Source organism: Methanococcus mangrovi (assembly GCF_054506835.1).
Genome location: NZ_CP197114.1, coordinates 35,203 through 59,825, shown reverse-complemented (window position 1 = coordinate 59,825; position 24,623 = coordinate 35,203). Strand labels below are relative to the sequence as shown.

Genomic DNA, 24,623 nt, shown 5'->3' with positions numbered 1-24,623 from the left:
ATTAATATTTTTTTGAATGGTATTCTGATATTAAAACGACCAAATCTGAAAGTTTTGCATCTGTTTTTAAGCCATAAGGGTTGTAGTGAACTCTTGAAACCTTAAATCCATTTTCTTTTAAGTGTTCCATGATTTCATTTACGGGTGGAACTAATTTTTTTATAAAACTGCAAAGCTCGTGAATATCAAAACAGCCCACTTGCTCAATTTCTGACTCTTTTGAAATCATTTCTAAAATATCTACTGCTCTTTTTGAATAATTTCTATTTTTAGCAGTATTTAATGCATTTTGAACGATATTTTTATCGGAAATTTCCCCTAAATAGAATGGGCCTGCGTATCCTTTTTCAGAGCCTTCTTCAAAGGTTTTGAAGGATTTTTGTTCACTATCCTGCCTAATATATCCTAAATTTTCAATTGCAGAATCTGCTTTTCCAGCACCGCGCTCTGTAACCATGAAAGTCCTTGCATAGTGGTCAGTAACATGTGAAAATATTGGTTTTAATCCAATATCATATTTTGAAGCCATTTTTACTGCATATCCAATCATTAAACGTACCGCAAGTTCCTTATCTCCTTTTAAGGGTACTGCATTGTATTTTCTAATGCAGGTCTTTCGGTATGCCCCACATAAAACAGCCGTATCTGTTGCAGTCATACATAAAAGCCCCCCTTTTGTAAGGCTTGCCCTGATTCCACTGTCTAAATAAGGAACTGGGGAGCCAAAAGGGTCTAAATCAACAACATTAAACATTTTAAAATTTTTTGAAAGCAGCACGTTTGCATCTTCGTGAAATACTTCGACATTTTCAAGTCCGTTTAATTTTAAATTCTCTTTTATCATTTTTACGGCACTTGGATTAATATCGCCAATAGATACTTTTAAATTTCCGTTAAATTTCAATTCATTTGCATATCTAATCCCTCTTGCACCACTGCCACCGAGAGGGTCGCACATCAAAAATTCATCTCTTTTAAAATCATCTAAAAAAGATTGGACAACTGAAACAGAAATATCTCGATTCGTTTCCATTATGGGATTATAAAACACAGTATCTTTCTTTGATAAAGTCGATTCTTCCGGAACCATTAATTTTGTCTCGCCTTCACTAATTATTTTCATCTGCTTCACCAGTAACTCCATAAATATCCGTTTTTAAGCTTATTTATATAATTAAAGCTCGAACTTCGTATCGATAATGATATATAGTAATCTTACTTATCCTATGATAAAGGAATAATATAATACTAGTTATAAATACCCTGTTAATATCGGGATTCAAGTCGGGGATCTTATCTCAATATTAACATTTATTTGAATTATTTATTTTTACTCTCTTTTAGGTGGTTCAATGATCTCTAATTCAAAATACACTGATTTCAAAATAAATGTCGTTAAAAGAAGCGGTAACGAAGAAACATTCAACATAAACAAGCTTGTAAAATCACTTTTAAATTCAGGAGTGGATTACGAAAATATAGACTCGATATTATCCGAAATACACGAGAAAGTCTACAACGGAATGTCTACTGATGATGTAAAATCAATTCTTTACAGGACTTTAAAAGAATACGACAAGAAAACTGGCAGAAGTTACTCTAAAAAATACATGTCTGAAAACTGTTTAAAAATCAGGACTTCGGAAAAAGAATTTGAACCATTTAATAAAGAAAAAATCGTAAAAGCGCTGATTCAGGAAGCTGGTGCTGATTTAAAAACTGCTGAAAGAATAGCTACAGAAGTAGAATCAGAAGTTAAAAATTTAACTGTAAATTATTTAACTGCTCCAATGATTCGTGAAATTGTAAATACGAAGCTTATTGAACACGGGCTTGAAGAATTCAGGCACAAACACACGAGACTTGGTATTCCGGTTTATGATATTGTCAAATTAATCGAAAGAGGTTCAAAAGACAATGCAAACCTGATGCACAACCCGGAAAGTATTCACAAATGGGTTGCTGACGAAACCATGAAGCAGTTTGCGCTTTTAAATGTATTCCCTAAATATATTGCAGATTCCCACATGAGAGGGGACATCCACCTTCATGATTTAGAATATGCAGCAGTTAGAACTGTTTGCTGTCAGCACGACCTTAGAAACTTCTTCAAATACGGTTTGAAAGTAGATGGTACTGGAAGGCACACGAGCGTTTCAAAACCTGCAAAACACCCCGATGTTGCGTTACAACACGCTGCAAAGGTTTTGAGTGCGGCTCAATGTGAAATGTCTGGCGGACAGTCCATAGATGAATTTAACATCTGGCTTGCACCATACATGAGAGGACTTGACTACGAGGAAGTAAGACAGCTCATGCAGTTATTTATCTACGAAATGAACCAGATATACGCTGCAAGAGGTGGACAAGTAGTATTCAGTTCAATCAATCTTGAATTGGAAGTTCCAGAATATTTAAAAGGCGAAGATGCAATAAAAGCAGGTAAAGTTGTTGGAGCTTACGAAGAATACGATTACGAAGTTAAAATTATCGCAGAAGCACTTGTAGACGTTTTAATGGAAGGCGATGCTTACGGAAAACCGTTCCTATTTCCTAATGTCATATTCAAATTAAGAGAAAATGCCTTTAAAGATGAAAATAAGGATTTACTCCTAAAAATACATGAATTAAGTGCTAAATGGGGACTCCCTTACTTTATAAACATGTTTGCAGACTATCAACATGGAAACACGAATGCAATGGGTTGCAGAACTCGATTAAGCGGTGACTGGGGTAATTCAATCGAAGAAAGTTCCCTTAGAACTGGAAACATGCAGTGGTATACATTGAACCTTCCAAGAATTGCTTATGAAGCTGACGGTGATGACGGAAGGTTATTTGAGATACTTGACGAAAAATTGGGTCTCGCAAAACACGCGCTTGAGATAAAACATGAGATCTCTAAAAGAAGACTATATCACGATAATGTTTTACCATTCTTAACACAGCAGTTTGATGGAGAACAGTATTACAGGTACGATAGTACAACGAAAACATTTGGTTTCGTTGGTTTAAACGAACTTTTAAAATACCACGTTGGAAGCGAACTTCACGAATCCCCAGAAGCGCTTGCCTTTGGTATAAAAGTGATTTCATACATAAGACAGTATGCAGATAACTTGAAAAAAGAAACTGGCCTCAGGTGGACTGTAACTCAAACACCTGCTGAGAGTACTGCTGGAAGATTTGCAAAATTCGACCACAAGTACTACCCTGAAGAAACAAAATCTGTAGTAAATGGTGATTTAAACGATTTAAACAGTCTTTACTACACGAACTCTTCACACGTTAGGGTAAACGCGGAAGTTACGTTAGGTGAAAAAGTAAGCATTGAAGAAAAATTCCACGGCCTCTGTAATGGTGGACACATCGGACACTTCTGGAATGCGGAAGCCTACGCGGACCCTGAAGTTTTAATGGATATTACCAAAAAGATGACAAAAACAGACATCGGTTTCTGGACATACACGAAGAACTTGAGTATCTGTGAAAAATGCAGTCTTGCAATGAGCGGTTTAAAAGACAACTGTACAAACTGTGGAAGCGAAAATGTAGAGAAATTTTCAAGAATTACAGGATACTTGCAAAACGTTTCAAACTGGAACAAAGCAAAACAGCAAGAACTACTCGATAGAAAAAGTAACCTTCCAAGAATTTAATCTTTTTTAAATATTTTTATTTTCTGATTTTAATTTTTTAATTTCTACCGTGTTTTTATAAAATTTTAAATACTTTTGAAAATATAATTGCAGAGTAATTTAAGATAATAAAGGTGTTTTAATGAGAGCTATCTGTGTACTCAGTGGAGGACTTGACTCTGCAGTAACTTCGTTAGTTGCAAAATCTAAAAACTACGATATTACTGCTGTTACATTTAACTACGGGCAGATGGCCTTAAATCAGGAAATAAAATCTGCTAAAAAAATATCAGAGATTTTAAACGCTGACCACCACGTAATAGATATTAATTTTGTAAAAGAATTCAGTAAAAGTGGTTTGAATACTGGAAAAATCCCTGAACCTGAAAAAGAAGACCTTGACGATTTTGAAAAGTCTGAAAAAACCATGAAAGCAGTCTGGGTTCCTGCAAGAAATATGATCATGTTTTCGATCGCATCAGGATTTGCAGAAGGAATTGGTGCAGAAACGATATTTTCCGGACTAAATAAAGAAGAAGGCGTAACTTTTCCGGACAATACGCCTGAATTTATTGAAAGATTTAATAACAGTCTTGAATATGGAACATTAAATAAAGTTAAGATGGTTGCACCATTATACGAATTAAATAAACCTGAAATTGCAAAATTAGGAAAAGAACTTGAATTAAAACTTGATTTAGAACTTTTAAAATACAGTTACTCGTGTTACAGGGATAATAGGGAAGATTATTTACACTGTGGAACTTGTGAAAGCTGCATGAGAAGAAAAAGGGCGTTTAAAGAAGCTGGAATAGTTGATCCAACAAAATATCTTGTTGAATAGTGAAAAAATGATTGTAATTCCAAGATACACAATAATTAAGGAAAAAGCATCAAGTAGAATACCAGAAATCCTTGATAATCTTAACTTAAAAAATCCCCTCGTAATTACGGGTAAAAATACTCAAAAATACAATAAAGACTTTGATTTTATATATTACAACGAGATTGAAACTTCAGATTTAGAAAATATAAAAAATTATGCGAATGATTACGATTCTATTATGGGAATTGGCGGTGGAAGGCCGATAGACATTGGAAAATTGATTGCACACAACTCTAAAAAACCTTTTTTGAGTGCTCCAACAACTGCCTCAAATGACGGGATTGCATCCCCAATCGTTTCACTAACACAGCCTTCATACATGACAGAAGCTCCGATTGCAATAATTGCAGATATTGATATAATAAAAAAATCTCCAAAAAAACTTCTTTCTGCTGGAATGGGTGACATCGTGTCAAACATAACCGCGGTTTTGGATTGGGAACTTGGAAAACTTGAAAAATCTGAGAAATACAGTGATAGCTCTGGTATTTTTTCTAAAACTATTGCTATTGAACTCATGGACTATGTCTTAAACTCAAATTTAGAAGAATATCCAAAAAAACTTGTAAAAGCACTTATTGGAAGCGGAATTTCGATTGCAATTGCTCACTCGTCAAGACCTGCTTCGGGAAGCGAACACTTGTTTTCGCATGCTCTTGACACGATGAAGAAAAAATATGATATTACTGCAAAATCGCTACACGGAGAACAGTGCGGGGTTGGAACTCTTGCAATTGCTCAAATTTACTTTGAAGAAGGAAAGCTTGACCTTAAAACGGTTGAAATGCTTAAAAATTCATTGAAAGCAGTTGATGCTCCAGTTACTGCAAAACAGCTTGGTTTTGATGAAGAAATGGTAATTGAAGCACTTTCTTCTGCGCATGCACTTAGAAACAGGCACACGATTTTAAGAAACGGTATCTCAAAAGAAAAAGCGAGAGAAATTCTTGAAAAATCTGAAATCATTTAATTTATTTTAAAATAAAAAATTATTTTTCAATTAAAAAAATTTCTCCTACTACGTAATTTTTAATACAAAGAACATCTATTTCTAAAATTTTTTAGTTAAAAGGTGATCCTATGACTTTAAATGAAAATTCTTTAAAATGGGCAGTTGATTTTATTTATAATCATTCTGACGGTGATTTGTTTCCCAAAATTGCTGAAATAGAACCTATTGTGATATATAAAGAAGATTTCGTAAAATTAACCGCTGAAAAAGATTTATCACAATTTTCACCAGGGGCCTGTAGGAGATTTATCGTACCAAAGGATGAAATATCATATAGGCCAGCCACACAACTAGACCCTCAAGATAGCATAATCCTTACGGCAATAATTCATCAGTATGGAGGAGGAATAGAAAGTCGAAGATTAGGAAAAGATGTTGTTTTTAGTTATAGATTTTCACCAGATATTACTCAAGGTTTATATTCTTCCCTTAATTCGTGGAATGATTTTTGGATTAGCGCATCCAATAAAAGTTCCTATTTTAAATATGTAATTTATTGTGATATCTCAGATTTTTATAATCAAATATACCACCATGTTGTAGAAAACCAGTTAATTGAATCCAATTTTCCAAATAATGCAATAAAATGGGTTATCCGATTATTGGAATCTACAACTGCAAATGTATCTCGAGGTATACCTATAGGGCCACACCCTGTTCACTTACTTGCTGAAGCGGCTATGATTCCCATAGACAATAGTCTTGATACTCAAGGAATCGAATTTCTTAGATATGCAGATGATATATTAGTATTCTGTGATTCTGAACAAGCCGTTAGAAGTTCTTTAGCAAAAATTGCTTCAATATTAGATAAACAGCAACGTTTAATGCTCCAGCGACATAAAACGAAAAAATATGGAGTTGAAGAGTTTAAAACGTTATGTGAGAATATGATTGAAGATAGGCCCATTAACGAAGAAGAGGATATGATTCTTGGATTAATCAGAAAGTATTCTGGGGGTAACCCATATAGGACAATAACATATAATGAGATTTCTAATGAAGATTGGAACTCAATTTCTGAAGAAATCATTAACAAAATTATTTATGAATATATAAATCAGGACAATGTAGATTATATAAGGCTCAGGTGGTTCTATAGAAGATTGGCTCAACTAGGCCATCCTGGTGCAATTGAAGTATCGCTAAAGGAAATTGTTAGACTTAGCCCATGTTTTGCGAATATATGCACGTATCTATCATCTGTTCAATCCATCGACGAAAAAAAATGGAAATATATTGGTGAAAAATTATTAGAATTACTCGATTCTGATGAAGTTAATGATCAGCCATTTTTCAGATTGTCTATTTTAAGTATTTTTACCAAAAATAAATATATAAATCATTTTTCAAAATTAGTTAAAAAGTATCCTACAAGTGAACCTTTTGTTCAAAGAGAAATCCTACTGGTTGCTCACCAAAATTCCGCTTTTGACTGGATCCGTGAACATAAAGAAAATTTTCAGAGTATGGGTCCATGGGGCCAGCGGGCTTTTATATATGGTTGCTCGGGTCTGCCTAAAGATGAAAAAAAGTTTTTTATTAATAAACTTGAAAATTTTGAACGTCCTTTTGATAAAATACTCGCTAAATGGGCAAAAAACATATAAACCTTCCAAATTTATGACAACATCTGGACCCATATTTCAAAAATAAAAAAACACCATCATTGTAAATCTTGCCAATCATTCTATCAAAAAATAACTTCTATCGGGGCCATTTAGACTTTTTTCCCATTAATATTATTTTGTTAAAATGCCTATTTTCTATCAAAAAATAACTTCTATCGGGGCCATTTAGACATACTTGTAAAATATAATGATTGTGATTATTTGAAATCATTTAATTTTTAATTATTTGCTATTTTTAAAAATTAAAAAAAAGAAAATTTTACAATTTTTTCATTGCAATGTCGATTGCATTCATTGTTTTTTCTAAAACTTCGTCGTTATGTTTTATCGATGTAAAACAGCATTCAAATTGAGATGGAGCTACAAATACACCGTTTTCGAGAAGCGTGTAGAAATATCTCATGAATTTTTCAGTGTTGCTTGATTTTGCATCTTCATATGTTACAATATCTTTTTCATTGAAATAAATCTGGAATATAGAAGCTACATTGTAAACTTTTGCAGGAATATTGTATTTTTCAGCAGTTTCCCTCAAGCAATTGGATAAAATATCTGCTTTTTTGGTTGTTTCCTTGTAAAATTTATCGTCGAGATTTTTAAGTGTTTCAATTCCCGCAGTAACTGAAATTGGGTTTCCATTAAATGTACCTGCCTGATAAATCTGTCCATTTGGTGAAAACTGTTCCATATATTCTTTTTTACCCGTTATTGCACCAATTGGAAATCCTCCACCAAGAATTTTACCAATGGTTGCAAGGTCTGATTTTATTCCATAGTATTCCTGAGCTCCACCTTTTGAAAGCCTAAAACCAGTGATAACTTCATCAAATATTAAAAGTATTCCATTTTCTTCAGTAATTTCCCTTAAAAACTGTAAATATCCATCTTTTGGTAAGATACATCCAACGTTTCCCATCACAGGTTCAAGAATGATACATGCAATTTCATCTTTGTTTTCAGAAATTACTTTCCTTACTGCATCTTCATCGTTAAATGGAATTAAAAGCGTGTTTTTTGTAGTATCTTCTGGAATTCCGGGTGAATTTGGAGCTCCGTGTGTTAAAGCACCACTACCTGTTTTTACAAGCACGTAGTCGTGAGCACCGTGAAATGCACCTTCAAACTTGATAATTTTATCTCTTTTGGTAACTCCCCTTGCAAGCCTTATTGCACCCATGGTAGCTTCTGTTCCGGAATTTACGAACCTGACCATTTCTGCACAAGGTATTCTATTTATTACTTCTTTTGCGAGAGTAATTTCTTTTTCGCTTGGGACTCCGTAAGCAGTTCCTAAATCCATTTGGGATTTTACGGCATTTAATATATTTTCGTTTGCATGACCTAAAACCATTGGCCCGTATGCTAAACAGTAGTCGATAAATTTGTTTCCGTCTTCATCGTACAAGAAACAGTCTTTTGCAGATTTTACAAAAAATGGAAATGGCTTAAATAACCTTACAGGGCTATTTACTCCCCCGACAAGGTATTTTCTTGATTCTTCAAATAGTTCTTTTGATCTATCCATTTTGAGATTTAATTCCACAAAATCACCTTAAAATACTCCGTTGTACGTCATTACCCAGAATACTAACCATATAAAGAAAAATGGAACTACTCCGCTTCCCATCCATTCTTTCTGGTTCATACTTTCTCTTCCAAATACCATTGAAGCGATATTTCCGGTAATGATTAATGCGATTAACATGAATCCAAATGATGCAATACCGCTAAACGCACCTAAACCAAACGTATATACGTAGTTTGTAAGGTATCCGAATGCTGCACCAAATATTGCGTGAAAAATTGAAACTTTTGCGTCTAATTGCATAAATTACACCTATTCTTTTGATATATCGAGTAAAATATAAGATTTAATCTTTTCTTTTGGTCTTTTGCTATCCGTATATACATAATCTAAAATTACATCTACTTCATCATTTACATAAAAATTGCGGTTAGTAAGTACGCGGTCATTAATCTCGAGTAAAAACGCAAATTTTCGCTTTGTTTTTAGCGAACCCTTGTCAATTAACAGCTCTTCTTCTTTGAAAACAGGCTTAATCTTTGAATAATGCATGGTACCCCAAAAAATAAAAAATTATTTTAAATATGATTGGTACTTATCATATTTATTTCTTAGTTTTTCTATTTCATTTCGAAACTGCTCTATCGAACTCTTCTTGAATTTCTATTGATGGTTCTTTATCAAGTAAACTTACAACTGTAATCATTATTGATGCGAGCAAAAATGCTGGAACGATTTCATATAAATCAAAGATTCCACCACTCAAGTTTTTCCAAAGAATTACCATTAGTCCCCCGGAAATCAGACCTGCAAGAGCGCCATTTCTCGTCATTCTTTTCCAGTATAACGAAAGCAATATTACCGGTCCAAATGCGCCACCAAATCCTGCCCATGCGTATGAAACAAGGCCCATAACGCTGCTTCCTGGAACTATTGCAAAGTAATAAGCTATTGCCGCCACAGCAATTACTGCAAACCTGCTTATCCATAAAAGCTGTTTTTGACTTGCATTTTTGTTAAATAATGCATAAATATCTTCAGTAATTGCTGAAGCAGTAACTAAAAGCTGTGAATCTGCAGTACTCATGATAGCTGCCAAAACTCCTGCTAAAAACAATCCTGCAATCAAGCTTGGGAATAATCCTTTTGCCATTGCCATGAATACGTGTTCTGGGTCATCAAGTGGTGCTCCAAGAGCTACTGCACCGACCATCCCAACAAGAACTGCCATGAAAAGGCTGATTACAACCCACGTAGTTGCAATTTTTCTTGCCTTTGGAATTTTATCGGCTGATTTGATTGCCATAAACCTTACAAGGATGTGTGGCATTCCAAAGTATCCAAGACCCCATGCAAGCGCTGATGCAAGCCCCATTGCACCAAGAGCTTCTCCATCAAGGTTAGTAAATGGATTTATGTAATCTGGACTTATTGAATTCCACGCATTCACTGTAGCGTCAATTCCGCCAACGTGAACAATACCTGCGATAGGGATTAAAAATATCGCAATAAACATGAGGGAACCTTGTATAAAGTCAGTCCAGCTAACTGCCAAAAATCCACCAAGGAATGTATAACCAATAATTACTAAAGCACCTATAGTAACTGCCAAAGTATAATCTACCCCAAATACGAGATTGAACAATTTTCCACCGGCAACTAATCCCGAAGACGTGTACAATAAGAAAAATAGCATAATGAAAAACGCTGAAACAATTCTTAACAATTTAGATTTATCCCTAAACCTGTTTTCCAAGTAAACTGGTATTGTGATAGAATCTTTTGCAATTTCCGTGTATCTTCTAAGCCTTTCTGCAACGAACTTCCAGTTTAGATAAGTTCCGATTGCAAGACCGATACCAATCCATATTTCACTCATTCCTGAAAGATATGCAACTCCTGGAAGACCCATTAAAAGCCAACCACTCATGTCTGAGGCTTGCGCACTTAATGCCGCAACCCAACTGTTTAATTTTCTGCCGCCAAGCACATAATCGCTTATCGTTTCGTTTCGCTTGTAAAAATACATACCCACGCCCATTACCACGAGCAGATAGAGCATGAAAACCAAAACGATGCTCAAATTTTCAGATATCATAACCTCAACTCCATTAGAAAATCACACCTCGATGTGAAAATCCTATTTGGTAATACTCACCCAAATATCTTGATTATGATATATACAAATTTTGAATGAGTTTTTTAACGATATAATAAATTGATTAAAAAAACTGCCTAAAATAGGCAAAAATATCTTCAAAAATACATTAAAAAGTAGAAATAATTAAAAAAGTTATTTTTTATTGAAAATGTAGTCTATATGTTCACTTTCAAATGGTTTTGTAATTAAACTTACCGCCATTACAACAAATATCGGTGCAATCATTGCTAAAGAACCAACTGCTGGCATGTAAACGCTGTTTATTCCAAAGTAGTATGCTCCACCAAACATTATTGCTAATGCAGATGTGATTCCTGCCCATACTCCTTGTTTTGTAGTTCTTTTCCAGTAAAGGCCCAAAAAATACGGAGCTAAAAGACATCCTGATACCAAACCCCATGAAAGAGCCATTAATGAGAGAACGTAGCTGTTTGGAACTATTGCAAGTATAAATGATAATGCGACGAATAAGACACACAAAATCCTCATCAATATCATCGTATTTTTATCAGATAAATCTGGTTTTAATCTTCCTTTTACAAAGTCTATTGAAACAACGGAACTTGAAGCAAGTACGAGTGAGGCCAAAGTAGACATTGAAGCTGAAATTACAAGTACGAGGATTAATGCTGCAACCCAGTCAGGAAGTGCAATTTCCATTATTTTTGGAACTATCATGTCAGGGCTTGTTAAGCCTGCTGCAGCTTTTGAAGCAGCATCGGGGTAGAAAACCCGACTTACTGTTCCAATATATGCTGCACCAAATGTAATAATGAATGCAAATACTGTTGAAACCCATTTTGCAGAAACAGCTGCTTTTTCACTTTTTATCGTGTAAAACTTGTGTATCATCTGCGGAAGACCCCAGCTACCGATACTCGTTAGTAATGCAAGACCCATTATTGGAATAAAGCTTGCTTCGTTTATGGGGGTTACCAACATTGGGTCTATTGAACTTAACGTTGATAGCATTCCGGAAAACCCGCCAACTTCAGGGTTACTGCTTAAAAAGAATACCATCAAAAGTACCCCTAAAATCATGATACAGCCCTGAACAAAGTCTGCAAGTGTTGCTGCAATAAATCCTCCGAAATATAAATATATCGCAGTTAATGCGGCCATTAAAATATATGCATTCATCGGAGATATCCCAAATCCTTCAAATAAAAAGTTTAAACCTTTATATATTGATGCAGAGTATGGAACTAAGAAGAAAAAGATAATAAACGCAGTTAATGATTCCAAATTCTTACTTTTATACCTTTTTTCTAAAAAATTCGGCATTGTTGAAGCGCCAAGTCTCTGCGTCATTTCTCTTGTTTTTTTACCGAGAACCTGCCATGCTAAAAAGCTTCCAATAATCGTATTTCCAACAACTATCCACATTGTAGGGATTCCAAAACTCCAACCCATTTTTCCGGCAAAACCTATAAAAATAACCGCTGAAAAGTAAGCTGTACCGTATGAAAACGCAGACATCCAGGGGTTTACGTTTCTTCCCCCGAGTAAAAAGTCAGAAACCCCTCTTATCTTTTTTTTCGTTACAGTAGCTATTCCTATAATCATAGCAACATAAACCGCCAAAAACACATAGTGCCACATAGTTAACCTCTAAAACTTTGATAACATTTGAAAAAATAGTTAAAATTCAACAATATAATTCATAATTTACGATATTTTTATTTATATTTATCTAACTTTTTGAAAAATTTGAAAAAAAAGCGTAATAACTGAATAAAATTCTAAAATATTGAAAATAATTAATTTGAATAGTATTTTTCAAGCGGAGGAACTACCTGTTTCTTTCTTGACATCATTCCGTCAATAAATACACTGTTTCCATCCAATTTAATTCCAAATACAGTTTCAAAAGCAGATTTGTTTCCTGCAACTAAAACTTCACTTCCTTCTTTCATGATATCCGTTACAAGGAACAATACCATCTCGTATCCTTCTTTTTCTGCCATTTCGTCGATTAAATTTTGAATTGCTTCTTTTTTGGATGCAACTTCGGATATATCGATTACTTCAGCTTGACCGATACCTACCTTTTTACCGCTCATGTCAAATGGTTTATAATCAATGTGTAAAATTTCTTCTGGAGTCATTTTACCAACTGTTGATTTTGCAGTTAGCATTTCCATTCCGTATGCAGTCATGTCTGAAATTCCTGCGATTTCAGCTAATTTTTCAGCTAATTCCTTATCGAGTGATGTTGCTGTAGGTGATTTAAAGAGTAATGTATCTGAAAGGATTGCTGAAAGTAAAACCCCTGCAATGTCTGCTTTTAATTCCTTGTTTTTTCCGCCGATAATGTCGAGTATTCCTCTAAAGTAGAGTTCAGCAATTACACTTGCAGTTGATCCAACAGGTTTTGAGAGGTAGATAATTGGTTCAGACGTTGAAATACCGATTTTGTGGTGGTCGATAATTCCAATTAATTTTCCTTTGTCAAAATCATCGAGGTTTTGTGATTTTTCTGCGTGATCTACTAAAAATAATTCTTTTCCTTCCGCAGTTTTAATTAATTCTGGTTCCATTAATCCAAATCTCTTTAAAATAAACTGTGATTCTGGATTTAGTTCTCCAAGTCTTGCAGGAAATGCATCTAAGAAATATGCAAGTGCTATTGCAGAACAGATACTATCTGAATCAGGATTTTTGTGGCCTACAATGTACATCATCTATATCACCAAAAATGAAAAAATTTAATGATTTTTATAATAACTAAGTCTGGAAAGACTATAAATAAATAGTGATATATTAAAAGGGAAGTCAAGAAACCGTAGGTTTTTGAACTGAGCCGGGAAAGACTATAAATACATAATGATACTTATTAAAAACATCTCCAATTAACCGACCTACATGGAGCTTGTGAATACTCTCGCTGTGATAGCGGGTTCGAAATTGGAGTAACAAGACTTTAATCGAATTTTTGGGCGAGTTGTAAGAGTTGGTAGGATCCTTACTGTGATCACAATACAGCAAAAATTCGTACATTACTCTCGACATAGGGTTAACTGACCGACATGGTGTTTTCCAAGGATGAAAGTTGGTGTTAATGTCGAGGGACACTTTTTCAATGAAAAAGAAAATAGAAGTAAAAATTAAAATTAAAGAATACTATTTTAAAGATGTTTTAGCAGATTTATCAAATGGATTTCTCCTCATCGCAAGAGAAAACAAATATGGATAATTGTTTTTCAAATATTTCATGTAATTTACCCATTCTATTGTTATCAATCTGTATGAACGAACCATGTCTCCTTTTAAATGTTCTATATCGTTTTCGGAACTTTCATGCAAATTTTCACGACTTTCAAGCTCTTCTAAAAGATGAAAAATCGCCCTAAGTAATTCAGTAAAATGTTCATGCTCCATTAAATTTGGATTTTCCAAAAGTCTCATTAAAAACTCTTTATTTTTTGATAAAAATTCATAAATTTCTAAAATATCTTCTTTTGAAGCATTTAAAATATAATCTCTATTTTTAGCGTAATTCAGCGCATTTTTAAAGTCTTCGTCTGACCATGAATCTGTGACTTTCAATTTATTTCCGATTTCTTCAATATTTGGGTCGATTTTCGAGAAATATTTTAAAGATTTAGTTCCGGTTTCACTGAAAAATGTGCCAATTAATATGTTTAATTTTTCAAGTCTCGCGCTTTTTTCCATATCACTTAAAATTCCAGAAATTACTACCGTTATTAAGAATACCTGGATGGGGACAAACGCTATTTTTCCAAAAAACGAATTTATTATTCCTAAATAATCATTAAATACTGCATACTGGACGATATACATTAATATCGAAGCTACTAACGCAGATATCCAAAATATTTTGTGCTGTTTTGTTTTCATAAGTATCGCTTGGACTGAGTTTTTTGTAAGAATTGTAATTGTTAATTTTCAATATACAAATATAAAAAATTATATATAACATTTGAACAATTGTTCAAATATAGGTGATAGTTTGTCCGAGTTATGCAGCGAATTTTCAGTTCGTAACGAAAAAATTGAGAAAGTATTGGAAAAATTGCCCTCGAATGAGGACATTGCCAATATTTCAAACATTATGAATTCTTTTGGGGATCCAAATAGGTTAAAAATACTTTTAGCGTTGAAAGAAAGTGAATTATGTTCATGTGAACTTTCAAATATTGCGGATACATCCATTTCAGCAATTTCACACCAGTTACGAATACTTCGTGATAGAAAACTCGTTAAATTTAGAAAAGAAGGTAAATTTGTATACTATGAACTTTACGATGAAAAAATTAGGAATTTTTTAGAAGAAATTGTTGAATTGGAGAAATAATTATGCAAAAATATATTCTTAAAGGATTGTGCTGTGCAGGATGCGCTTCAAAAATTGAAAAATTATTAAAAGAACAGGGTTACTCGTCTGCAATTATCAATATGGCCACAAGCGAACTGATATTGAATGAAGAAGAGGTAGACCTTGAAAAAATTACCAAAATAGTAATATCTATTGAGCCCGGAGTAACTGTAATCCCAAAACAGTCTGAAATAAAAATAACAAACGAAATCGATTATAATGAATTAAAAAAGATAATTATTTCTTCGGTTTTTTTCGTTCTTGGACTTTTTAGCAGTTATTTTGGATATTCGTTAAATATTGAACTGTTATTTTTCATTGTAAGCTATATTTTAGTTGGGCACAAAGTACTTAAAAAAACATTTCAAAATATTAAAAGGCTCGATTTCTTTGACGAAAATTTATTAATGAGTATTGCAACTATCGGAGCATTTTTAATTGGAGAATATCCTGAAGGAGTTGCAGTAATGTTATTCTACAGCATTGGAGAATTTTTCCAAAACATTGCAGTAACAAAATCCAGAAATTCGATAAAATCACTCGTTTCGATAAAAGCAGAATATGCAAATGTTCTTGAAAACGGGGAAACGATAAAAGTAAAGCCTGAAAATGTACAGATTGGCCAGACTATCGTTATAAAACCTGGAGAAAAAGTTCCAATTGATGGAATAGTTTTAAATGGAAAATCGAGTTTGGATACTTCTGCGTTAACTGGAGAAAGTACTCCAAAATCGGTAAACCGTGACGACGAAATATTATCCGGAATGATTAATCTAAGCGGGCTTTTAACAGTTCAGACCACTAAAAATTTCAGTGATTCAGCAGTTTCTAAAATTTTAAACCTCGTTGAGTCTGCAAGCATTAACAAAACAAAAACTGAGAAATTTATCACAAAATTTGCAAAAATTTATACTCCGATTATTGTATTTATTGCAGCAATACTTGCAGTTGTTCCGCCAATATTATTTAACGAACCATTTATCCCGTGGATTTATAAAGCCTTGATTTTATTGGTTATTTCGTGCCCTTGTGCCCTCGTGTTATCAATTCCGCTCGGATACTTTGCAGGAATTGGAAGACTTGCAAAAGAAGGAATTTTGGTAAAAGGTTCAAATTATATCGATGTTTTAAGTAAAACCACCTACGTTTCATTTGATAAAACCGGAACTTTGACTGAAGGAAAGTTTAAAGTTACAAAAGTCGTTCCAAAAAACGAATTTAGTGGAAAAAGGCTTCTTGAAATTGCTAAAATGGTAGAATGTAACTCAAACCACCCGATTGCAAAAACCATTATGGATTTTGGAACAATTTCGTGTAAAACTTCCCTTGATGATTTTGAAGAATTTAGTGAAGTTTTAGGGAAAGGAATAATCTCAAAAATAAATGGTAGCGAGATAATTGCGGGAAATGAAAAGCTGATGGAAGAAAAAAACATAAACTTTGAAAAATTAGATGTTTACGAAACTGCAGTCCATTTTGCAGTTGATGGGGTTTATGCAGGATATATCGTAATTTCAGATAAATTAAAGAGAGATTCAAAGGAAACAGTTTTGGAACTTAAAAAACTCGGCATTAAAAAAGTTTCAATGCTTACAGGGGATAAAAAAGATATTGCTGAAAAAATTGCCTCTAAACTCGAACTTGACGAATATTACTCAGAACTTCTTCCTGAAGATAAAGTTAGAATAATCGAAGAAATTGAAGCGAATAAGTCTAAAAAAGAAACCATTGCATTTGTTGGTGAAGGGATTAACGATGCACCGGTAATTGCAAGAGCAGATGTTGGAATCTCGATGGGAACCCTTGGAAGCGATGCAGCAATTGAAACTGCAGATGTCGTTATAATGAACGATAAACCCTCAAAATTAATTTCTGCAATTAAAATTTCGAAAAAAACACAAAATATTGCATTCCAAAACATTTTTGTTATTTTAATGGTAAAAATATCATTCATTACTCTTGGAATCTTTGGAGAAACCACAATGTGGCAGGCTGTCTTTGCAGACGTTGGAGTTGCCCTTCTTTCGGTATTAAATGCCGTTAGAATTTTAAAATAAGATTTAATAAAATAAAAAAAATATTATTTTTTGTGTTTTAACATTTCTGAACCTTTTTCGGTTATATTGTATCCATCTCCGAGTTTTGAGATGTATGCTGACTTTTCCAATTCTTCTAAATATTTTTCAACCTTTTTAAAGCCAATGTCTTCTAAAATCATTTCATATCTATCAATCGATTCTTTACATGGACTGTTATAAACATTGTACAAAGTTTCAACATATTCTTTGATAACTTCGTCATTTAATTTAAAAAATCCTTTTTCTAAATCAAATATCAATTCTTTTACGGATTCCCTATCTTCCCCATAATGTTTCAATTTATGTTCAATGTACAATTTTTCAATTTCTTCTACTGACAGCACGCTCCCTTCAAATGCTGAAAGAAGGTTTAATTGAAATCTATTTAATTCCCTAATTTCAGGTTTAACCATTATATCCCCCCAGATAGTTTACAATAAAATTATTTTTTTGTAAGGCTATAAATATGTGCAAGCCCGATTTAAAGATAGTATTGAAATTAGGCAGTTTGCATTCTGGTGATTTTATGAAAATTTATTTTGCAACAGGGAATCAAAATAAGGTTGATGAAGCAAAAATTATATTAAAAGACGTTAATTGCGAAATCGAACAGATTGAAGTTCCTTATGCGGAAGTTCAGGGGAGACTCGAAGAAGTTTCTGCATTTGGAGTTTTGGAAGTTTTTGAAAAATTCAATAGGCCGGTTATCGTTGAAGACAGCGGATTTTTCGTTGAGAAATTAAACGATTTTCCAGGAACTTATTCAAAATTCGTTCAGGAAACACTCGGAAATGAAGGGATTTTAAAACTTTTAGAAAATGAAAGTAACCGAAACGCGTACTTTAAAACAGTTATCGGCTACTACGATGGCGACAATATCAAATTATTTACTGGAATTGTAAAAGGAACGGTTTCTACAGAAATAAAAGACGGAGGATTTGGTTTTGCCTACGACAGTATTTTTATTCCAGAAAGGGAAACTAAAACTTTTGCAGAAATGACTACTGAAGAAAAAAGCGAAATATCACACAGAAAAAGAGCATTTTACGAGCTTAAGAACTATTTAGAAAATCTTTAATTAGTGAAAAAATGAAAGCATTTGACATTATGAAAGCTTCCCAAATCGCCTGTTGCTTTGAGGTTGGAAGCTTTAAACCTGGAAACGTCCATAAAAATAGGGACTACGACGATATAAAATATCACCACTTTATAAGCTCCGGAATTGCATTTGGGGATGTAATATACGAAGCCTGCCTTGAAAAAAATAATATCGGAAACTTTATTAAAAAAGGAGTCATTGAATCCAAAAAATGGTCTCCAACGAATGCAAACCTTGGAATAATAATGCTTCACATGCCTATTGCAATTGCCGCGTCAAATCTCGATAAATTTAGCGAATCTGGACTAAAAAAAGAAACAGAAAAAATCATTAAAAACACGACTGTTCAAGATGCAATTGATGTGTATGCTGCAATTGAAATCGCACTTGCTTTTGTTAATGCTCCTGAAAACGGGCCGGATTTAAAAAGTAAGGATGCTAAAGACGAACTTATCGAAAAAAATCTTACTCTTTATGATGTTTTTAAAATCTCCTCTACATGGGACAGTATCTCAAACGAATGGACCGAAAATTTTAAGATATCATACAAAGGCTATAATTTAATAAATGAATACTATGAAACATACAATAACATCAATATCGCAGTTACCAAAACATTTATCAATCTACTTTCAAATTATCCTGACACGTTGATTGCAAGGAAAAAAGGTATCGATGACTCTAAAATGGTTTCAGAAAAAGCTAAAGAAGTTTTAAATAACTTCAATGAAAAATCAGTTTTGGAATTCGATAAATTTTTATCAAAAGATGGTAATAAGTTAAATCCCGGAACTACGGCAGATTTGATAGCGTCTTCACTGTTAATATTTTTACTCGATAGAATCAGCAACGAAAAAACGATACTTTATTAAAAGGTGATTTTATGGATAAATACGATAAAATTATTGATTTAACTAAAAGAAGAGGATTCTTGTGGAATTCTTTTGAAATATACGGCGGTATTGCAGGATTTTTTGACTACGGGCCACTTGGTGCAATTTTGAAAAACAACGTCATAAACACGTGGAGAAAGCACTATATCGTAAATGAAGGATTTTATGAAATAGATAGCCCAACTGTAACTCCTTACGAAGTTTTAAAAGCATCCGGACACGTTGAAAACTTCACAGACCCGCTTGTAGAATGTAAAGAATGTCTTGAATCATTTAGGGCTGACCACATTATCGAAGAAAATGTTGATGTTGATACCGAAGGTAAAACTTTACAGGAACTTCAGGAAATGATTGTAAAAAATAACATCAAGTGTCCAAAATGTGGTGGAGAATTTAAAGAAGTTAGCACGTTCAATTTGATGTTTGCAACTTCGATTGGCCCGGGTGGAAAAAGAGCTGCATTCATGAGACCAGAAACCGCCCAAGGTATATTCATACAGTTTAAAAGAATAAGCCAGTTCTTTAGAAACAAACTTCCATTTGGTGCAGTTCAGATTGGAAAAGCATACAGAAACGAAATTTCCCCAAGACAGGGTGTTATAAGGTTAAGAGAATTTACTCAAGCTGAAGGTGAATTTTTCATTGATTCAAGGAAAAAAGAGAACTTTGAGAAATTTGAAAGCGTAAAAGAGATAGTTCTACCATTACTCTCCGGTAAAAATCAGGAAAACGAATCATTAAGTGCTGAAGAAAAAGTTGTTAGAATGAGTCTTTCTGATGCCGTTAAAAATGGAATAATCGCACACGAAGCAATTGCATATTATATTGCAGTTACAAAAAAATTCTTGATGGAAATTGGAATCGATGAATCAAAATTAAGATTCAGACAGCACCTTCCAAACGAAATGGCACACTATGCTGCTGATTGTTGGGATGCTGAACTATATACTGATAGATACGGCTGGATCGAGTGTGTAGGTATTGCCGACAGGACCAACTACGATTTATTGGCCCACATGAAAAACAGTGGTGAAGACCTCTCAGTATTTGTAGACCTTGACGAAGAACATGAAGTTGAAGCTTACGAAATCGAATTAAACTACAAATTAGTCGGTAGAACATTTAAAGGCGATGCGAAAGTTTTAGAAGAGTCTTTAAAAGAATTAGATGACAAAAAAATGGAAGAATTGGTAGAAGCTCTTGAAACAGAAGGAAAATACGTTTTAAAAACTTGTGCGAGAGACTTTGAAATATTAAAAGAATATTTAACTGCTAAAAAAGTTAAAAAGACCGTTAAAGGAGAAAAAATAATTCCTCACGTGATAGAGCCTTCATACGGTATCGACAGGATTACTTACTGTGTTATGGAACATGCTTTCAAAGAAGAGGAAGATAGAACTGTAATGGGCTTTTCAAATGCAGTTTCCCCGATAAAGGTCGGTGTTTTCCCACTTGTTAACAAAGAAGGAATGCCTGAAATTGCAATGGATTTGAAAAATAAATTGAGAGAAAACGGATTAATTGCAGAATACGACGACAGCGGTGCAATCGGTAGAAGATACATGAGAATGGACGAAGTAGGAACTCCTTTCTGTGTAACTATCGATGGAGAAACCTTAAAAGACAGTTCAGTTACAATTAGAGAAAGAGATTCAAGAGAACAGTTTAGAATCCCGATAAACGAAGTTGTGCCATACATTAAAGATAAACTTTAAATTAAACTTCCAATTTTCCTTTTTTGATAATTTCTAAGAAATTTTTAACATCAAAATTATAATTTTTTGAAACAATTTTTGGAATATCTAAAAATCCAACTACACTTTTAATTATATGAAAATCAGATGTTGCAACAAATTCGTATCGTTTGAGCTCGAAATCGACTTTTTTTGATAAAATAACTTCTCCAGAAACTGAATATTTTTCCATTAATCCCCTCGTTATTTTTGAAATTTCACCGCTTTTACTGGTCTGTTCATCAAAATAAACGTCAAAATTGTTCAAATTTAAATTCAACATGCTTTTTAAAATAAATTCGATTGTTTCTTCAGATTTTTCGGTTAATTTGTATCCTTTTTGATATTTTAAATCACGAATTACATTATCTTCACAAAATATCGCTACCCCTTCGATTAACGATTCTAAAGTTATCAAAACATTAAATCCATCAATTGCAAAAGATTTTGATTTAGAAACTTCGTTAAAATCTGTTCTTTTTTTATTTACAATTTCTAAATGCTCATCAGAAAATACGCACCGCCCAAAAAAGTTTCTTTCGAAAGCATTTAACCCATAGTGGTTTGTAACAAAATCTAAAGCGGATTTTTTCCGGTAATTTCGATTTAAAAGATATTTTAAGTCCAGATAAGTTTCAAAAAATGGGTTCATAAAATCGCCTTTGTTGATTAAATAAAATTATAAAATTCATGAAATAAATTTTTTTATGAATCTAACTTGTATAAAAAAAAGTTAAAAATAAAAGATACTAGTCTCTTTTTATGGTTGAATTTATGTATACTCCGCCCATTATAAATAAAGTGCTTATTGCAGTTATTTTTGTAAATGGCTCCTTTAAAAAAATTGCAGAAAGCACAATTACGATTATCGGAACAAACTGGTAAAATAACATTGTTTTACTTGCCCCGTGATATTTTAAAGATATTTGCTGTAATAGCTGTGCTAAAACTGATGCGAAAACCGCCATATAAATTATTGAAAGCCATGTTTCGAAAGATGCATTTAATATCGCATTTACAGGGTTTTTTATAATCATATACGGTATCAAAAGTATGACTGTTAAAATGTACCCGTATGTTAAGATTACCGATGGCGAGTACTTTTGAGCGACTTTTTTACTTATTACTGCGTATAAAGCCATGCATAAAACTGCGGAAAACATTATACCATCTCCGATGTTAAATGAAAGGCTTTTAAGAACTTCTAAATTTCCATTTGTAATCGTGAGTAATACTCCAAAAAATGCAATAATTATGGCAAATATCCGTTTAATTCCAAAATATTCTCCTAAAACTACTGCTGCAAGTATTGAAGTAACCATTGGGGTCGTTGCCATCAATAAAGCCGAATTTATTGCAGTAATATATTCAAGCGACATGAAAAACAATGCGTGGTATCCAAACATTCCAAATAATCCTGCTAAAATTACTAAATATTCATCATTTTTCTTTAATTTCAAATTTTTATGTTCTGTTTTTAAAACTAAAGGTAATATTATTGCAGATGCTATTAAAAATCTTAAAAATGTCAATTCATCCCATGAAAGTTCCAAAATTCCGATTTTTCCAGTGATAAATGCCCCTGCCCCGAAAGAAACTGCCGGAATCATTAATAGAAATAATTCGTATTTTTTCAAAAGTTTTTTCATTCATGACACCACTACAATAATACATCAAAGAACAACTTTGTACAGTATGTTATACATTTTGTATGATATTATGTAGTATAAATATATTATGCTATACGATACGTATGATATACCATACAAAAATAAAGGTAATATTCATGGAAAATCCTAGCCACGTAATTTCTAAAAACTTAAAAAAAATAAGAAATGAAAACGGATTAAGCCTTGACGCGGTTTCAAAGCTTACTGGAGTAAGTAAGGGAATGCTCGGACAGATTGAGCGTGAAGAAGTAAATCCAACAATAACCACTATTTTAAAAATTGCGAATGGATTGAAAATATCGTTTACGTCACTTTTGAGTGAAAAAGAGGCCGATGTAAAAATAGTAGAACTTAAGAAAGTTTCCCCAATTTACGATGACAGCAAAAAATGGAGATCTTATCCATTATTTACTTTTGAAGACAGTAGACCCTTTGAGATATATCACGTTGAAGCCGATTCTGGAATGGTAATGAGTTCAGAGGGTCACATTAAAAATTCAGAAGAAACAATAACGGTTTATGAAGGCGAATTAACATTATCAATAGAAGATAATACTTACATCATTCCTAAAGGAAATTCAATTCGTTTTAAGGCAGATGCACCACACAAATACGAAAATAACGGTTCAGAAATGACAAAAATGCACATGATAATATATTACCCAAAATAAATAAAATAAAAATAACTTAATTTTTCGATATTTTTTGTTTTAAGGAATTAAAAGAACCATAAATCGACATTGCAATTTTGGCAAGTTTTATTTTTAAATTAAATCCTTTTCCACCAAGTTCTTTTGAAACGTCTTTTAATAATGCGGGAATATCAAGATTCTGCGGGCATGCTTTAACACATTTACCGCAATTTGTACAAAGGCTCGCATGAGACTCTTCACCACCCATAACCCCACCTAACCTTGCAAGATACAAAAATCCAGTCTTTTTATCGTTAAAAATGCTTTTTTCATTGTACATTGAAAAACACGCAGGAATATCTACCCCAAATGGACAGGGCATACAGTATCCACAACCCGTACAGTTTATTTTCATTAATCTTCGATAAACTTCTTTTACTTTATCATAAATTTCCAATTCTTCGTTTGAAAGAGAATTTGGAGTAGTTTCCTCTGCAACTTTTAAATTTTCTTTTACATGGGAGTCTTCATTCATTCCAGAAAGAACACATGTGACTTCCGGGTGATTTAAAACCCACCGCAGTGCCCAGTCCGCAGGAGTTCTTTTAACATTATAGCTGTTAAAAATTTGTTCTGCTTCTTTTGGAACTTTATTTGACAGATTTCCGCCCCTTAAAGGTTCCATTATAAATACACCAATTCCTTTTGATGCCGCATATTTCAAACCTTCAGTTCCGGCCTGATTTTGTTCATCCAAATAATTATACTGTATCAAACCTGCATCCCAATCATATGCGTCAATTATCTCTTTAAAAGTATCAGTATTGTCGTGGTAAGAAAAACATGCATATTTTATTTTTCCGCTCTTTTTTGCATTATCTAAAAATTTTAAAACTCCCAATTCTTTCATTTTAGCCCAGCTATCTTTTGAAAGGCTGTGAATAAAATAGTAATCGATAAAATCTGTTTTTAATTTTTTAAGCTGCATATCAAGATACATTTCCATATCTTCATATTTTTTAACAGACCACTGTGGTAGTTTTGTTGAAAGTTTTATTTTATTTCGGTATTCATTTGAAAGAATTTCTCCTAAAAAAGACTCACTGGCTCCACCATGATATGGAAATGCCGTATCGATAAAGTTTACCCCGTTATCTATCGCGTAATATATCTGTTTTTTTGCACGTTCTTTGTCAATCATTCCATTTTTAGTCGGAAGCCTCATTGCACCAAATCCGAGTGCTGAAATTTTATCCCCTGTTTTCTTAATTTCACGATACTGCATTTTTTCCCCGTTCTTTAAAAAAATTAAAAATAAAACTTAGA

General features: G+C 33.2%; 22 protein-coding genes. 10 read left to right on the top strand and 12 right to left on the bottom strand.

Going from position 1 to position 24,623, the window contains the following annotated elements; translation table 11 throughout:
* Nucleotide 1: 1 nt before the first annotated feature.
* On the bottom strand, nt 2–1,123 hold the full coding sequence (locus ACS5L2_RS00295) for a tRNA (guanine(10)-N(2))-dimethyltransferase (protein WP_459201774.1): 1,122 nt from the start codon (nt 1,121–1,123) through the stop codon (nt 2–4).
* Between the two features lie 229 nt (nt 1,124–1,352).
* On the opposite strand from ACS5L2_RS00295, the gene nrdD reads away from it, so the two are divergent.
* From nrdD to ACS5L2_RS00275, 4 genes are all read left to right on the top strand, one after another.
* On the top strand, nt 1,353–3,659 hold the full coding sequence (gene nrdD, locus ACS5L2_RS00290; RefSeq protein WP_459201773.1) for an anaerobic ribonucleoside-triphosphate reductase: 2,307 nt from the start codon (nt 1,353–1,355) through the stop codon (nt 3,657–3,659).
* A 121-nt stretch (nt 3,660–3,780) separates the two neighbouring features.
* Nucleotides 3,781–4,482 (top strand): 7-cyano-7-deazaguanine synthase QueC, encoded by a 702-nt coding sequence (gene queC, locus ACS5L2_RS00285; protein WP_459201772.1) that lies wholly within the window; start codon nt 3,781–3,783, stop codon nt 4,480–4,482.
* Nucleotides 4,483–4,489: 7 nt separating this feature from the next.
* Nucleotides 4,490–5,494, top strand: a complete 1,005-nt coding sequence (locus tag ACS5L2_RS00280; RefSeq protein WP_459201771.1) for an iron-containing alcohol dehydrogenase — start codon at nt 4,490–4,492, stop codon at nt 5,492–5,494.
* 110 nt (nt 5,495–5,604) lie between these two features.
* Nucleotides 5,605–7,146 (top strand): RNA-directed DNA polymerase, encoded by a 1,542-nt coding sequence (locus ACS5L2_RS00275; RefSeq protein ID WP_459201770.1) that lies wholly within the window; start codon nt 5,605–5,607, stop codon nt 7,144–7,146.
* A 280-nt stretch (nt 7,147–7,426) separates the two neighbouring features.
* Here ACS5L2_RS00275 and hemL read toward each other — a convergent pair whose 3' ends face one another.
* From hemL to ACS5L2_RS00240, 7 genes are all read right to left on the bottom strand, one after another.
* Nucleotides 7,427–8,710: a glutamate-1-semialdehyde 2,1-aminomutase gene (gene hemL, locus ACS5L2_RS00270; RefSeq protein WP_459201769.1), complete on the bottom strand. Its 1,284-nt coding sequence runs from the start codon at nt 8,708–8,710 to the stop codon at nt 7,427–7,429.
* A gap of 9 nt (nt 8,711–8,719) precedes the next feature.
* On the bottom strand, nt 8,720–8,995 hold the full coding sequence (locus ACS5L2_RS00265; RefSeq protein WP_459201768.1) for an EMC6-like membrane protein: 276 nt from the start codon (nt 8,993–8,995) through the stop codon (nt 8,720–8,722).
* 9 nt (nt 8,996–9,004) lie between these two features.
* The gene (locus ACS5L2_RS00260) at nt 9,005–9,244 is read right to left on the bottom strand and encodes a hypothetical protein (protein WP_459201767.1); all 240 of its coding nucleotides are present in this window, start codon (nt 9,242–9,244) and stop codon (nt 9,005–9,007) included.
* 73 nt (nt 9,245–9,317) lie between these two features.
* Nucleotides 9,318–10,790, bottom strand: coding sequence for a sodium/proline symporter PutP (putP, locus tag ACS5L2_RS00255; protein ID WP_459201766.1), 1,473 nt, complete (start codon nt 10,788–10,790; stop codon nt 9,318–9,320).
* Between the two features lie 195 nt (nt 10,791–10,985).
* Complete coding sequence (locus ACS5L2_RS00250; RefSeq protein WP_459201765.1) at nt 10,986–12,455, bottom strand: sodium:solute symporter family protein; 1,470 nt, start codon at nt 12,453–12,455, stop codon at nt 10,986–10,988.
* Between the two features lie 158 nt (nt 12,456–12,613).
* Entirely contained in the window at nt 12,614–13,537 is a 924-nt protein-coding gene (locus ACS5L2_RS00245; protein WP_459201764.1) for a manganese-dependent inorganic pyrophosphatase, read from the bottom strand.
* 439 nt (nt 13,538–13,976) lie between these two features.
* Nucleotides 13,977–14,714: a hypothetical protein gene (locus ACS5L2_RS00240; protein ID WP_459201763.1), complete on the bottom strand. Its 738-nt coding sequence runs from the start codon at nt 14,712–14,714 to the stop codon at nt 13,977–13,979.
* 112 nt (nt 14,715–14,826) lie between these two features.
* On the opposite strand from ACS5L2_RS00240, the gene ACS5L2_RS00235 reads away from it, so the two are divergent.
* A complete protein-coding gene (locus ACS5L2_RS00235) occupies nt 14,827–15,171 on the top strand; it encodes an ArsR/SmtB family transcription factor (RefSeq protein WP_459201762.1) in 345 nt (114 codons plus the stop codon).
* A 2-nt stretch (nt 15,172–15,173) separates the two neighbouring features.
* A complete protein-coding gene (locus ACS5L2_RS00230) occupies nt 15,174–17,249 on the top strand; it encodes a heavy metal translocating P-type ATPase (RefSeq protein ID WP_459201761.1) in 2,076 nt (691 codons plus the stop codon).
* Between the two features lie 23 nt (nt 17,250–17,272).
* On the opposite strand, the gene ACS5L2_RS00225 is transcribed toward ACS5L2_RS00230, so the two are convergent.
* A complete protein-coding gene (locus tag ACS5L2_RS00225) occupies nt 17,273–17,683 on the bottom strand; it encodes a winged helix-turn-helix domain-containing protein (RefSeq protein WP_459201760.1) in 411 nt (136 codons plus the stop codon).
* Nucleotides 17,684–17,796: 113 nt separating this feature from the next.
* Between ACS5L2_RS00225 and ACS5L2_RS00220 the strand changes: the two genes are divergently transcribed.
* From ACS5L2_RS00220 to glyS, 3 genes are read left to right on the top strand one after another with little or no spacing between them, the layout of a single operon-like run.
* A complete protein-coding gene (locus ACS5L2_RS00220; RefSeq protein WP_459201759.1) occupies nt 17,797–18,348 on the top strand; it encodes an XTP/dITP diphosphatase in 552 nt (183 codons plus the stop codon).
* 11 nt (nt 18,349–18,359) lie between these two features.
* Complete coding sequence (locus ACS5L2_RS00215) at nt 18,360–19,241, top strand: triphosphoribosyl-dephospho-CoA synthase (RefSeq protein WP_459201758.1); 882 nt, start codon at nt 18,360–18,362, stop codon at nt 19,239–19,241.
* Between the two features lie 11 nt (nt 19,242–19,252).
* Nucleotides 19,253–20,977 (top strand): glycine--tRNA ligase, encoded by a 1,725-nt coding sequence (gene glyS / locus ACS5L2_RS00210; RefSeq protein WP_459201757.1) that lies wholly within the window; start codon nt 19,253–19,255, stop codon nt 20,975–20,977.
* Between the two features lies 1 nt (nt 20,978).
* Here glyS and ACS5L2_RS00205 read toward each other — a convergent pair whose 3' ends face one another.
* Nucleotides 20,979–21,647 (bottom strand): DUF434 domain-containing protein, encoded by a 669-nt coding sequence (locus ACS5L2_RS00205; RefSeq protein WP_459201756.1) that lies wholly within the window; start codon nt 21,645–21,647, stop codon nt 20,979–20,981.
* Between the two features lie 97 nt (nt 21,648–21,744).
* Entirely contained in the window at nt 21,745–22,644 is a 900-nt protein-coding gene (locus ACS5L2_RS00200) for a DMT family transporter (protein WP_459201755.1), read from the bottom strand.
* A gap of 137 nt (nt 22,645–22,781) precedes the next feature.
* Here ACS5L2_RS00200 and ACS5L2_RS00195 point away from each other — a divergent pair, with 137 nt between their 5' ends.
* Entirely contained in the window at nt 22,782–23,336 is a 555-nt protein-coding gene (locus tag ACS5L2_RS00195) for a helix-turn-helix domain-containing protein (protein ID WP_459201754.1), read from the top strand.
* Between the two features lie 16 nt (nt 23,337–23,352).
* On the opposite strand, the gene ACS5L2_RS00190 is transcribed toward ACS5L2_RS00195, so the two are convergent.
* Nucleotides 23,353–24,582: an aldo/keto reductase gene (locus tag ACS5L2_RS00190; protein WP_459201753.1), complete on the bottom strand. Its 1,230-nt coding sequence runs from the start codon at nt 24,580–24,582 to the stop codon at nt 23,353–23,355.
* Nucleotides 24,583–24,623 lie beyond the last annotated feature (41 nt).